Genomic DNA, 12558 nt, shown 5'->3' on the forward strand with positions numbered 1-12558 from the left:
GCCGTCAGACCGCAAGAACGAAGAAGAGGGAACTCCCGCATCGGTGTGACGATTGACTGGCGCACCGAAAGACATCCGCCGAGGAGCTGAGGGAAGTGCCACCGATGTATGAAGGCCACGCGGAGCCACCACGGCGCGACGTCATCGGTCCGGACCCCGGAGCGGACGCATGAAGGACCCGAGACTCCTCGTCCAGTCGCCGCTCCGGAGGCTGTCCCTGCTCCAGGTCCGGCACCTCGCGACCGTGCCGTTCGGCGAGGCGACCGGCGACACCGCCCGGGTCTACCGGGAGCTCGAACGGGACTTCGGGGTGCTGGCTCCCCCCATAGCCCTGCACGCCCCGGTGCCGGCGCTGCTCGCGGCGTCCTGGATGACACTGCGCGAGACGATGCTGGTCGACGGGCTGGTACAGCGGGCCGCGAAAGAAGCGGTGGCCGCCGCCGTGTCCCGGGACAACCAGTGTCCCTTCTGCACCACCATGCACTCCACGATGCACGACTCCCTGACTGCCCGGCCCACTGCGTCCGGTCGGGGAGCGAAGGCGGGACCGGACGGCGGCGCGGGGACGACGCCGGGCCAGTTGACGGCGTGGATCGGCTCGGCGGGCAGGCCTCCGTTCGCACCCGAACTCATTCCGGAACTGGCCGGGACCGCGTTCTGTCTCCAGTACCTCAACCGGATGGTCAACGTCTTCCTGGGCGCACAACCGCTGCCGCCGCACGCCCCGGACCGGGCGGTGGGCCCCGTGCTGCGGGTGCTGACCGGCCTGATGCGCGGCTCCGTCAGAGCCAGGGCCCGACCGGGTACGTCGCTGTCGCTACTGCCCGACGCCCCGCTGCCGGAGGACCTGGGCTGGGCGGCGGCCGATCCGCGAATCGCCGGGGCGCTGGCCCGCGGCACGGCGGCCGTCGAGCTGACAGCCGCCGAACTGGTGCCGGAGTCGGTCCGGGACATGGTGGCCGCCGAACTGGCCCGTTGGGACGGCGGCGACCCCGGCCTCGGCCGGGCCTGGCTGGACGCGCCGCTGCGGGAACTGCCGCCGGCCGACCGGCAGGCGGGCAACCTCGCACTGCTCACCGCCCTGGCCTCCTACCGCGTGGACGACAAGGCCATCGCGGCCTTCCGGCAGAACGGCGGGGGTGACCGGGAGATCCTCGCGGTCACGTCGTGGGCCGCTCAGCGGGCGGCACAGCGGCGCATCGGACAATTGCTCCGCGTCAACTGAATACCCCGCTCCCTTCGCGTAGGCAGCCTTTGTTCCGCCCACCGCCTTGCGGTGGTGTTCCGATATAGGGTCCGTGCGCCCTAAATTCTCCGGGTATTGATACCCGATGCGGCACGGCGGGGTCCGGCATTTTTATGTCGTCGCTCGAAAGCGGGACCCCTTTCCCGCCGCCCCGCGGTCGACAGGCGCTGCCCTGCGCGTCCGGTCAGGACGCACTCGCTTCATCGGCACGCTCGGAGAAATACCGTGCACATCTCTGCGGTACACATTATCGCACCGACAGAGCGTCAGTTCTGAGATGTCGCTCGGCCATTTCCGTCAGGACGCATTCGATTCATCGACAAGCTTGGAGCACTGCCATGCAGGTCGCCGTTGAGCGCGCGATAGCGACGATGTGGGACCGATACGAGGAACCACTCTCGCTCGACGAGATCGCCAACACCGCGATTCTCAGCAAATTCTATTTCTCCCGGGTGTTCCGCAATCTCACCGGGACCTCTCCGGGCCGATTCCTTTCCGTGGTCCGGTTGCACCGGGCGAAGAGCCTGTTGTTGGAGACCGATCTCAGCGTCACCGAGATCTCCTACCGCGTCGGTTACAACAGTCTCGGCACCTTCACCAGTCGTTTCACCCGCAGTGTGAGCCACTCCCCGGCCCGCTATCGGGCGCTGGCCCGTGCCGGGCTGCTGACGCCGAGCGGCGAGGCCGTCACGGGGCCGCAGCAGCTCCTCGACGGTGGCCGGCCCACGAGTGAACTCGAAGGCACCATTCGTCTCCCCGGCACCGCGCAGCCGGTACGGATCTACATCGGTGCGTTCCGTGAGTCCATCGTGCAGGGCCGCCCGGCCTCCTGCGCGATCCTGGACGGGCCCGGTTCGTTCTCGCTGCGCCTGCCGGAGGGTGCCTGGTACATCCGGGCGGCCGTACTCGCCATGGACGACCCGCCCTCGGCGCTCGGTCAGCGGCGCCCGCTGCTGGTGGCTTCGAGCCAGGTACTGAACGTACGACGGGGCCAGAACACCCGGGTCGACCTGCTCGGGCGTCCGCTGACCTCCCTGGACCTGCCGATCCTTCTGGCGCTGCCGGAGCTGGACTTCTCGGGCCTGCCGAAGGCCGGCGATGCTCCCTTCGAGCTGCCCGCCATCACCGGCACCTGAATCCGTGGACGCGAAGGAGAACGCCCGGCCCGTCGTACGGCGGGTCGGGCGTTCTCCAGCGGAACGGCCCATCCGCACGGGCCGGGCCCCGCACCGGCCCGTGCGGCTTCGGGCGGTCCTGCCGCGTCTCCCGCGGGGTCCGGTGGGTCAGAAGCCGCGGACCGGCTCCACCTCGTAGGCGGGCGGCGCGAACGGTCCCCAGGCGAAGGCCGGCATCCAGGTCACCGACGCGCCTCCGGACCAGCGCAGTTCCTCGATCTGGCGCCGGGTGCGGCGGCCGGTCAGCGACCGGAAGACGTCGAAGGCCGGGCCGTGGACAGTGGCGAGGGGAGGCCCTTCCCCCACCACCCAGTCCCGCTCCGGGGTGTCGATCCGCAGCGCCGGCAGATTCCCGCCGTGCACCGCGAGGCCGAACCCCATGGTGGCCAGGTCCAGCGCGCCGGGGAACGCCGGATGGCCGGAGGGCGCGACCGTCTCGCCCAGACCGGCGCGCAGGTCCATCTCGTGCGAGAACACGTCGAGCAACAGGATGCGCCGCCGCAGTTCGGGGGTGTGGTCCAGTGCCTCGCGCAACTCGCTGTCCAGGGCGTCCCACCGATCCAGCAGACCGGGCAGGTCAACGCCCTCCGACGGGCGCAGATCTATCTGGTTGTCCTCCAGGGCGGCGAACGACTCGCAGATGTGGACGAGGTGTCCGATCAGGTCGCGCACGGTCCACTCGGGGCAGGCGGGCACGCCGGCGGTGGCCGTGTCCGGCGTCCGGGTGACCAGGCCGGTGATGTTCTCCCTGGTCCGCCGGTAGGCGTGGTGCTGCTCGGCCGGATCGTGTCCGGTCCCCGCCGCCGTCATGCCCCGCTCCGCCCGGCGGCGCTCCCGGCCTGCCGCCGCGTCAGCAGGCCGGCCCGGTGCAGCCAGCGAGCGGTGTCGGCCATCGTCGTCGCGACGGGCCGCGCCGAGGGGACGTCGGCCGTGGCGGCCCGGGCCACCGGCACCGCGTGCACGCAGGTGTAGGCGGCGCCGAACTCGGCGGGGATGTGCCACGGCCACCACCGCTGGACCCCATCGGCGACCCGGGCGGCGGGAAGCATGGCCCGCCCCGGCAGCCGCAGCGTCATGAGCCGGCGGCCGGTCGCCGCGCGGAGCTCCGCCAGATAGTCGGCCGTCGTCACGTACCGGTTGGGCGCGAAGACCCGCACCGGCTTGTCCGGCGGCGGGCCGAGGGCCAGCCCCCCGAGCACCGCGGCGGTGTCACGCACGTCGCCGAGCGGGAAGCCGCCGGTGGGCCACAGCGGCATCAGGCCGCGCAGCACGTCGCGCAGCCGGCCGGTCTGGTCACCGCGCCTGGGGTCGTCCGGGCCCAGCAGGGCCGGTGGGTAGACGATGTGGACCGGCGCCCCGGCGTCCTGGTGCCGCCGGGCGAGCGTCTCACAGGCCGCCTTGCTCGCCAGGTAGGGCTCGTCCGGGGCCCCCACCGGGCTGTCGGCGCGCAGCTCGGACGCGGTGGCGGGAATCAGCGCGCCGACCGTCGAGACGTAGATGACCGAGCCGGTCCCGGCCCTAACCGCCGCATTCAGGACCGCGTCGGTACCCGCCACATTGGTGCGGGTGATGTCGTCACGGCGCCGACGGTCGAAAGAGTAGACCGACCCCAGGTGGATCACGGCGTCGGCGCCGCGGACCGCGCGGGCCGCCGCCGCCTCGTCGGCGACATCGCCGGTGACGGTCTCCACCGTGTCCGGGTCGATGCCGAGCGGGCCGAGCGCGGGCGCCAGCCGTAACGGGTCGCGCGTCAGCAGCCGGATACGTGCTCCGCCGGCCGCGAGCGCGGCGACCGTGTGCGAGCCGAGGAAGCCGGTGCCTCCTGTCACACAGACCAACATGTCGTTCCTCCTTTTCCGTCCCCTGCTCGACGGGTCGCTTCGTCCGTCGGCGCGGCCGGTCCGCGGGCGTGCGCGGCCGGTCCGGCAGGAGCTGTCGGGTGATGCCCGCCGCGCGTCGGCTCGTACCGTCCGTCCCGGTCCGTACGAAGGCGGGGACGGGCGACCGCGGACGGTACGAGGTGCGGCGGGCCGGCACGGTCCTCAGGCGGCCCACCCGCCGGAGGGACCGTCCTCGCGGCGCTCGGAGTCCAGTTGGACGTCCTTGGCGAAGGAGGCCATGAGCACGGGAACCGCCTCGGCCTGGAAGTCGACCTCGGAGTCGAACTCCTTGATCATTCCTTCCAGCACCAGCAGCGACAGCAGCGGAAATGCGAACTCGGCCGCGGCGAAGACGCCGAAATCCTTCTGGAGCTTGAACAGCCGCGGCGCGAACGCCCCGAGGTCGAAGTCCTTCGACAGTGCCCCGGCCACCTCGTCCACCAGCTCCGTCACCGCGCCGCGGAACCCCTCCCGGTCCATGTCCGCGGGGAGCCGCGCGGCGCTGTCGAGCACGATGTCCGCACACTTGGGGCCGTTGCCCTGGGCCATGTTGAGGAAGAAGCCGGCGAAGGAACGCCGCACCGCGTCGGGCAGCCGCACCACGAAGCCGGCGTCGAGCATCACGACCCGTCCCTCACCGTCCAGGCAGAGGTTGCCCGGATGCAGGTCGCAGTGCACCAGGCCGTCCACGAAGAGCATCCGGTAGACCGCCCGGAGGACATCGCGGACCACCTCCCGGCGGCGGGCCATCGACATGCCGTGGGGTCGGAACCGGCCGATGTCCGGGACGAACTCCATGGTGAGCACCGTCGGTCCGCACAGTCCCTCGACGGGCGCGGGGATGCGCAGTTCGGTGTGGTCGGCAAGGTTGCCGCGCAGGGCGAGCAGGGAATCGTGTTCGGCGGTGAAGTCGAGCTGGCGCAGGACGGCGCCGCCGAGCTGTCCGATCATCTCCTCGGCGGGCAGGTCCCGCATGCTCGGCAGCAGCCGGCCGGCCCGCGCGCCGAGCAGAGCCAGCCGCAGATCGGTCTCCAGCACTGGGCGGATGCCGTGCCGCTGCACCTTGACGGCGACCTCGGTGCCGTCGGCGAGTCGTGCGCGGTGCACGCTGGCGATACTGCCGCAGGCCACCGGCTGCCAGTCGAACTCGGCGAAGGCATCCGAGAACCCGGCCTCGGCGAGGGTGCGTGCCACCGCCGCGCGTCTCGGCTGCCGTACCTCGTCGGCCAGTTCGCCCAAGGCGTCGCACCAGCGTTCGGGGACCAGGTCCCGGCGCGTGCTGAGCAGTTGCCCCGCCTTGACGAAGAACGGCCCCAGCGCGGTCAGCAGCCGGGGAGCGCGGTGCGCCAGCCGGGTCCGGCCGCCGCGGGTCACCGTGTGCGGCAGGGCGGCGATCAGATGTCCGGTGACGATCAGGACGGTGGCACAGGCACGCTTCGGCAGCAGCCACCAACTGGTCCGTTGTTCTCGCACGGCAACCCCAGATCCCTCGTGTCGGGCGGACCGAAGACGGCCCGCCAGCTAGGAAAGCAGCCACCGGGCCGGCGCTCTATACGCCATATTGCTCACTGCGGTGCCCGACCCGTGCCGGGCGGTCCGACGTAGGACTGTGCGATGTCCAGCCACTGGTCGGCCTCCGTCCCCACCGCGCTCAGGGCGAGGTCGTCGCGGTGTCTGCGCCGGGTGACGAGCAGACAGAAGTCCTGGGCAGGGCCGGTGATCCGCTGCCCGGCCTCCGGCGGGCCGAAGGCCCACAGTTCTCCGGACGGGGCCGTCAGCTCGAAGCGGAAGGGCTCGGCCGGAGGTCGCAGACCGCGGGCACGGTAGGCCAGGTCCCGGGTGCGGGTCCCGAGGAAGACGATGTGGCCGATCCGGTCGGTGATCACGCGCGAACGTCCGAGGCCGTCGCGGATGTCCTGGCCGTGCGCGAACAGTTCCGTCAACGCGACCGCGGCGAGCACACTGGCCGGCAACGGCCCGGCCGCCGGCCACGGCACCAGGGCACGCCGTTCCAGTGCGGCCAGCCCCTTCTCGGCGGCGGACCGTTCCTCGGCCCAGCGACGCAGTAGTCCGGGAAGGGGCTCCGCGAGATACTCGGCGAGCCTGGCGTCCATTCCGGACTGGAAGTCCTCCCGGACCGGCGCGATCTCGGCCTCGAAGGCGTCCGCGTCACTCACCGCGAGCCGGACCATGCGGGAGACGTACGCCAGGTGAGCCACCTGATGACGGACCGTCCAGGAGGCTGCGGGGGTCTCCGTCGCCCATTCCTCGGAGCTCAGTTCCGACACGAGGTCTCCGATCTCAGCACCCTCCACCGCCAGATCTGCGTACACGTCCTGCATCGCGGTCATGTGTCCATTCCCTTCGAGGCGCCGGAGAACGCGGCGGGCGAACCGCGTCCATCCTCCGGGCACGGGCGGACCGCCGCTTCTTCGCACGTGCTCTCCGCGCCGCCTCCGACGCCCCGGATGTTGTGTGCTCAACGGCGAGGGGTGGCACTGTCCGCGAAGGGCAACGGTCGTGAGGAGGTACTCGCGATGCGGATGGCGGCTCCAGGGTGCCGAAGGAGGAGAGCCGCACGGGGCCGTCCAGCTCCAGCACCTGCCAGCGCCGGGTGAGTTCGGCCCGTCGCGTTGTGGACGACGTCGAGGAGCCCCCACCCGACAAGCAGTTCCAGCGGGGGCCGCCTCACGCACCCGAGGTCGTCCGAGCGCGGGCATGGATTCCGGCGCGCCTGCCTCCCCGGGCGGTCGAGGGCTGCGACAGGCCACGAGGCCCCAAGCCGCCGCCCGCCTCCCCCTCAGGAACCCCACTCACCAGGGCAAAGCGCCCCGATTTCCGACGTGAGCGGCTCATCCCCCGGCCTCGTGCCCGCCGGGCCCGGGCGCGCGGTCCCGCGAACGTACGGTCCGGCTCCCACCCCGAGGCGGGAACCGGACCGTACGGGGGCCGCCGGTCAGCTGTCGGTGACCTCGAAGGTGTAGGTCTTCGAGCCGGTGCTGACCGTCTGGCCGGTCGACGCGAGGACGCCGCTGACGCTGAAGGTGACCTTGTAGGTGCCCGCCGCGTCGAAAGGCGTCGGCCTCACTGCACACGCAGAGCACCACGACGAGCAGCGCCAGCACCGGCACGGCCGACCACGCCGAGCCGGTGAAGACATCGAGCGCCGAGCGCGGGACCGCGATGTTGAAGGTCGCGGCCGAACCGAGGACGAGGAAGCCTCCGGCGTGCAGGAAGTCGTGGGCGCAGCCTGGCGGCGAAGTCCCGGGCGCGCGATCCGCCCCCGCGCGGAGGCCGCCCCGAGCACGGCAGCCGCAACCACTGCGCACGGCCGAAGCGCGCCCACCACCCCATCAGGACGCGGTCGCGAGCGAGCCCACGAACCGGGCCACCACCACGAGGGGGCGGCCGGGGAAAGCCAGCGAAGTCGCCACGAGCACCACCGGGTTGATCGCGGGTGCGGAGAGCAGGAAGGCGAACGCGGCGGCGGGAGGGGCGCCCACGCCGCACGAGACCGGCCGCCACCGGCACCGAGGCACACGCACACCCCGGAAGCAGGACGCCCCCCGCACGACGGGCACGGCGAGGGACGGCGTGCGCGGCAGCACCCGGCTGAGGGCACGCTCCCAGACGAAAGCGCCGATGGCCGCGGAGACGAGCGTACGGAGCAGCAGAAAGGGGACACCCTGCACCACGACGGCGGTGAAGACCGTGCACCAGGCCGCGACGGGCGGCGTGCGCAGGTCGAGCACGAACATCGGCCCGAGAACGCTCAGGACGGTGCCGATCACCGCGAGCGAGACCCCACCCCCAGGGCGCGGCGCCAGAGTGGCAACCGTTCGCGGTACGGGGCTCCCGGGCAGGGCACCGCCGTACCGCGAACGGCTGGGTCACCAGGAGGACTTGGTGACTCCGGGGAGGAATCCGGCGTGCGCCTCCTCGCGCACCCGCACCCGCGAGAGGCCGAACTTGCGCAGGTGACCCCTGGGCCGGCCGTCCACGCTGTCGCGGTTGCGGACACGCGTGGCGCTGGCGTCGCGCGGCTGACGGCGCAGTTCGCGCAGGGCGGCGGCCCTCTCGGCCTCGCCGCTGTCCGGGCGGCGCAGGATCTCCTTCAGTTCGGCCCGGCGGGCCGCGTAGCGCGCGACGATCTCACGGCGCTTGTCGTTCTTCGCGATCTTGCTCTTCTTGGCCATCAGACGCGTTCCCCTCGGGCTCGGATGCGGGCGACGGCGGCCTCGACGCCGATGGCGTCGACCGTCTTGATCCCCTTGGCGCTCAGCACCAGCCGGACGTACCTGCCCTCGCTGGGAAGCCAGTACCTCTTGCGCTGGATGTTCGGGTCGAAGCGGCGCGAGGTGCGCCGGTGCGAGTGGGACACCCTGTTGCCGAAAACAGGTTTGCTGCCGGTCAGTTGGCAGTGTGCGGACATGGGCGCGTTGTTCCTTCCAGGGCACGGGACCCCGTTCGGTAATGAAAATCGTTGTCGTATGCTACCTCCCATGGCACGCAACGAACTACGCCCGATCATCAAGCTCCGGTCCACCGCAGGCACCGGGTACACCTACGTGACGCGCAAGAACCGGCGGAACAACCCCGACCGGCTCGTACTGCGGAAGTACGACCCGCTCCTCGGCCGACACGTGGACTTCCGCGAGGAACGCTGACCCTCCCCCATGCCATCCGCCCGGTCCGGCGCGGCTTTCCCGGCGTGAACGCGCTCTCGGGAAGCCGCGTCGGCCGGTGTCCCAGTCCTGCCCGCGCGCCGCACGGGCACGTCCGCGAGGGGGAGGACGAGTTCTGTGTACGGAATCAGCCGCGGGGAACTCCTCAGGGAGACCCGCTCCACGCGTCAACGCGCCGCGGTGCTCGGTGCCCTGCGCGCCGCCGAGGGCTTCGTCTCGGCTCCGGCGCTCCATGAACTCCTCGTCGCCGAAGGCGCGGCCGTCGGGCTGACCACGGTCTACCGGACGCTGCGGCTCTTCGAGGAGACGGGACGCGCGGACGTGACGCGCGACGAGTCCGGTGGCCGCCTCTACCGCTGGCGGCCCCCGGGGGAGCACCGGCACTACCTCGTCTGCCGCTCGTGCGGCACGAGTCTCGCGGTCGACGCCGAGGTCGTCGAGCACTGGGTGACCGAGGTGATGAGGAAATCCGGCTACCGCGCCGTGGCGCACACGCTGGAGCTGAGCGGGATCTGTGACGGCTGCGCGGATACGGCGGAACACGCCGAGGGCGCGCCGTTGTGACGGCGCGCCCGGAGGAGCGGGTCCCCCTTGCGGCATCGGGGCGGCCGGACACAGGTCCGGCCGCTCACGACGTTCTGCGCCCCGCGCGGGACAGCGGTCTCAGTCCTCGGCAACAGCCCCAGCGGCATCGGGGGTTGTCTTGGGAACGACCGGCCGCGCGCGGCCTCCGGCCGCGTCGGCGCTCCCCCTGCGCCCCCTCCGCTTCCGCAGCCGGCCGACGAGACGGCAGCCCACGTAGATCGCGAAGGAGAGTGTCGTGACGTACGGGCTGATGGGGACGCTGCTACCGAGGGCGAGGAGGATGCCGCCCTCGACCGACACGACGGCGAAGGCGACGCTCAGCAGCGGCAGCAGCACGGGGGAACTGGTGAGACGGGCGGCGGCGGCCGCGGGCGTGACGATCAGGGTCAGGACCAGCAGGGCGCCCACCACCTGCACCGACAGCGCGACCGCGAGGCCCAGGATCAGCATGAAGGCCAGGGAGAGGGAGCGGACCGGCAGGCCGCGCGCCTCGGCGACCTCGGGGTCGGCGCTCGCGAAGGTGAGCGGGCGCCAGACCACCGCGAGGGCGAGCAGGACGACGGCGGAGGTGCCGAGCAGCCACGCCGTCTGCGGCGTGTCCACGGCGACGATCTGCCCGGTCAGGAGCCCGAACTTGTTCGCGGCGCGGCCCTTGTAGAGCGCGAGGAAGAGGACGCCGAGGCCGAGGCCGAACGGCATGAGGATGCCGATCGCGGAATTCCGGTCCTTGGCGCGCGCGCCGAGGACGCCGATGACCCCCGCCGCGACGAGCGAGCCGAGCAGGGAACCGGCGACGACGTTGACGCCCAGCAGCAGGGCCGCCGAGGCCCCCGCGAAGGACAGCTCGCTGATGCCGTGCACCGCGAAGGGCAGGTCGCGCATGACGACGAAGACGCCCACGAGCCCGCCGACGAGGCCGAGGGCCGCCCCGACGATCAGCGAGTTGCGGACGAGGCCGAGGAGTTCCCCGTAGTTGTCGTAGGCGAAGAGCTGGTGCCAGACGCCGTCGGCGAGGTTCATCGGCGGACTCCGTGGTGCGGGTGCGGTTCCCCGGGGTGGTGGGCCGGTTCCTCGTACGCGCCGGCGACCACGACCCGGCCCCCGACCCGTACGACGTCGACGTGCGTGCCGTACAGGCGCGAGAGCGAGGCGGAGGTGAGGACCTCCTCGGGCGTGCCGGTGCGGTGCGCGCCGGGCGCGAGGTAGAGGACGCGGTCCACGAGGTCGAGGACGGGGTTGATCTCGTGGGTGACGAAGACGATCCCGGTGCCGTGCGAGCGGCGGCGGGCGTCGATGAGTTCGGTGACGGCCCGCTGGTGGTGCGGGTCGAGCGAGACGAGTGGCTCGTCGCAGAGCAGGAGGCGCGGGTCGGTGGCGAGCGCCTGCGCGACCCGTACCCGCTGGCGTTCCCCGCCGGAGAGTTCACCGACGGGAGCGTCCGCGTAGGCGGTCGCGCCGACGGAGGCGAGGAGTTCGTCCACCCGCTCACGGTCCGCCCGATGGCGGCGCAGCGGGCCGAAGCGGTGGCCCTCGACGCCGAAGCGGACCAGGTCGCGGGCCCGGACCGGGGCCTGGGCCGAGAGACTCGCCTGCTGCGGGATGTAGCCGACGTACCGGTTGGCGCGGTGCGCGGGCTCGCCGAGGACGCTCAAGGTCCCCTCGGACAGCGGCTGCCTGCCGAGGAGGGTCCGCAACAAACTCGTCTTGCCCGCCCCATTCGGGCCGAGCACGGCGAGGAACTCCCCCGGGGCGACGTCGAGATCGAGGTCCCGCCAGACGGTGCGCCGGCCGTGGGCGACGGCGCCGCCGCGCATGCTGAGCAGCGCGGCGGTGTCGTCGGCCGCAGCGCGCGCGGGGGGTGTGCCCTCGCCCGTGCCCGCCGCCGCGGGGGCCCTCCTGGGTTCCGGGATCATCTCCGTACCGCTCACTTGTCGAGCGCGGCGGCGAGTGCGTCGATGGTGGCGCCCATCCACGCGAGGTAGTCCTCGCCCTTCGGCAGGGTCTCGGTGACGGGCACCTCGGGCACTCCCGCGCTCTTCGCCGCGTCCGCGACCTTCTCGGTCTGCGGCCCGGAGGTCTGGGAGTTGTAGACGAGGGCCTTGACCTTCTTGTCCTTGTAGAGCGCGAGGGTCTCCTGGAGCACCTTCGGGGAGACGTCGTCGCCCTCCTCGATGGCCTCGCTGAAGTCCTCGGGCGTCTTGTTGACGAGCCCGGCGGCCTCGGTCATGTAGAGCGGTACGGGCTCGGTGATGCCGATTCCCTCGCCGCCGTGCGCCTTCTTGAGCGCCGCCTCCTTGCCCTCCAGCGGCTTCAGGTCCGCCTTGAACTTCTCGGCGTTGGTCTTGAAGGTGTCCGCGTCGGCGGGGGCGGCCTTGCCGAGTGCGGCGGCGATCCGGTCGGCGAGCTTGGCGACGGTCGGCAGGTCGTACCAGACGTGCTCGTTGAGTTCACCGCCCTCGGGGGCGGTCTTGCCGGAGATCTTCACCGCGTTGAGCACGTCGGCGGAGGAGTTGCCCGCGCTCTTGAGCATGCGGTCCATGAAGTCGTCGTAGCCGCCGCCGTTCTCGACGACGAGCTTGGCCTTGGAGAGCGCGAGCTGGTTGCGGGTGTCGGCCTCGTAGGAGTGCGGGTCCTGGTCCGGGTCGGAGATGAAGGAGGTGACCTCGACCTTGTCGCCGCCGACGCTCCTGACGATGTCGCCGTAGACGTTGGTGGAGGCCGCGACGGCCACGCGCTCCGCAGAGCTGCCGGAAGAGGCGGACTTCGACTTGTCCCCGGAGTCGGAGGACTTGCCGGAGTCCGAGGAGTTCCCGCAGGCGGCGACGGCGAGGAGGGAGGCGCCGGATATGAGCACGGCGAGGCGGCGGGAGCGGGGGATACGCACGGAAGTCTCCAGAACGGGATACGGGAAAAGTGACCGAGTGGCGCCGTCCACCGGGGGCGGCGCCACTCGTCACGCTATATGAAAATGAATGTCACTACGACCC

General features: G+C 71.8%; 15 protein-coding genes. 4 read left to right on the plus strand and 11 right to left on the minus strand.

The window, feature by feature from the left end; genetic code table 11:
- The first annotated feature begins 169 nt into the window (after positions 1-169).
- Both ACIP4O_RS24560 and ACIP4O_RS24565 read left to right on the plus strand, forming a co-directional pair.
- Entirely contained in the window at positions 170-1225 is a 1056-nt protein-coding gene (locus ACIP4O_RS24560; RefSeq protein ID WP_164282956.1) for a carboxymuconolactone decarboxylase, read from the plus strand.
- Positions 1226-1584: 359 nt separating this feature from the next.
- Positions 1585-2382, plus strand: coding sequence for a helix-turn-helix transcriptional regulator (locus tag ACIP4O_RS24565; RefSeq protein ID WP_401577540.1), 798 nt, complete (start codon positions 1585-1587; stop codon positions 2380-2382).
- 147 nt (positions 2383-2529) lie between these two features.
- Here ACIP4O_RS24565 and ACIP4O_RS24570 read toward each other — a convergent pair whose 3' ends face one another.
- The 8 genes from ACIP4O_RS24570 to rpmB all read right to left on the minus strand — a co-directional run bounded on the left by ACIP4O_RS24570 (position 2530) and on the right by rpmB (position 8733).
- Complete coding sequence (locus tag ACIP4O_RS24570; protein ID WP_401577542.1) at positions 2530-3231, minus strand: maleylpyruvate isomerase family mycothiol-dependent enzyme; 702 nt, start codon at positions 3229-3231, stop codon at positions 2530-2532.
- A complete protein-coding gene (locus ACIP4O_RS24575) occupies positions 3228-4250 on the minus strand; it encodes an NAD-dependent epimerase/dehydratase family protein (protein ID WP_401577544.1) in 1023 nt (340 codons plus the stop codon). Before ACIP4O_RS24575 ends, ACIP4O_RS24570 begins: the two co-directional genes overlap by 4 nt.
- 213 nt (positions 4251-4463) lie before the next feature.
- Complete coding sequence (locus tag ACIP4O_RS24580) at positions 4464-5774, minus strand: ABC1 kinase family protein (protein WP_401577546.1); 1311 nt, start codon at positions 5772-5774, stop codon at positions 4464-4466.
- A 92-nt stretch (positions 5775-5866) separates the two neighbouring features.
- Entirely contained in the window at positions 5867-6652 is a 786-nt protein-coding gene (locus ACIP4O_RS24585) for a TIGR03084 family metal-binding protein (protein ID WP_401577548.1), read from the minus strand.
- A gap of 605 nt (positions 6653-7257) precedes the next feature.
- Positions 7258-7389 (minus strand): hypothetical protein, encoded by a 132-nt coding sequence (locus ACIP4O_RS24590; protein ID WP_401577550.1) that lies wholly within the window; start codon positions 7387-7389, stop codon positions 7258-7260.
- A 265-nt stretch (positions 7390-7654) separates the two neighbouring features.
- On the minus strand, positions 7655-8092 hold the full coding sequence (locus tag ACIP4O_RS24595; protein WP_401577552.1) for a permease: 438 nt from the start codon (positions 8090-8092) through the stop codon (positions 7655-7657).
- A 99-nt stretch (positions 8093-8191) separates the two neighbouring features.
- Positions 8192-8497 carry a 30S ribosomal protein S14 gene (gene rpsN / locus ACIP4O_RS24600; RefSeq protein ID WP_401577554.1) on the minus strand — a complete coding sequence of 102 codons (306 nt, stop codon included), beginning with the start codon at positions 8495-8497 and terminating at the stop codon, positions 8192-8194.
- The gene (rpmB, locus tag ACIP4O_RS24605) at positions 8497-8733 is read right to left on the minus strand and encodes a 50S ribosomal protein L28 (protein WP_401577555.1); all 237 of its coding nucleotides are present in this window, start codon (positions 8731-8733) and stop codon (positions 8497-8499) included. Before rpmB ends, rpsN begins: the two co-directional genes overlap by 1 nt.
- 70 nt (positions 8734-8803) lie before the next feature.
- Between rpmB and rpmG the strand changes: the two genes are divergently transcribed.
- A complete protein-coding gene (rpmG, locus tag ACIP4O_RS24610; RefSeq protein ID WP_401577557.1) occupies positions 8804-8968 on the plus strand; it encodes a 50S ribosomal protein L33 in 165 nt (54 codons plus the stop codon).
- A 135-nt stretch (positions 8969-9103) separates the two neighbouring features.
- The gene (locus ACIP4O_RS24615; protein WP_401577559.1) at positions 9104-9550 is read left to right on the plus strand and encodes a Fur family transcriptional regulator; all 447 of its coding nucleotides are present in this window, start codon (positions 9104-9106) and stop codon (positions 9548-9550) included.
- Positions 9551-9649: 99 nt separating this feature from the next.
- Here ACIP4O_RS24615 and ACIP4O_RS24620 read toward each other — a convergent pair whose 3' ends face one another.
- Genes ACIP4O_RS24620 through ACIP4O_RS24630 form a run of 3 tightly spaced genes read right to left on the minus strand, consistent with a single transcriptional unit; the run spans position 9650 to position 12455 of the window.
- Positions 9650-10591 (minus strand): metal ABC transporter permease, encoded by a 942-nt coding sequence (locus ACIP4O_RS24620; RefSeq protein WP_401577561.1) that lies wholly within the window; start codon positions 10589-10591, stop codon positions 9650-9652.
- Positions 10588-11484 (minus strand): metal ABC transporter ATP-binding protein, encoded by an 897-nt coding sequence (locus tag ACIP4O_RS24625; RefSeq protein ID WP_401577784.1) that lies wholly within the window; start codon positions 11482-11484, stop codon positions 10588-10590. The genes ACIP4O_RS24620 and ACIP4O_RS24625 overlap by 4 nt, the downstream gene beginning before the upstream one ends.
- Before the next feature lie 11 nt (positions 11485-11495).
- Positions 11496-12455, minus strand: coding sequence for a metal ABC transporter solute-binding protein, Zn/Mn family (locus ACIP4O_RS24630; RefSeq protein ID WP_401577563.1), 960 nt, complete (start codon positions 12453-12455; stop codon positions 11496-11498).
- Positions 12456-12558 lie beyond the last annotated feature (103 nt).

The sequence above is a fragment of the Streptomyces sp. NPDC088923 genome, from assembly GCF_044749745.1.
Classification (GTDB): Bacteria; Actinomycetota; Actinomycetes; order Streptomycetales; family Streptomycetaceae; genus Streptomyces.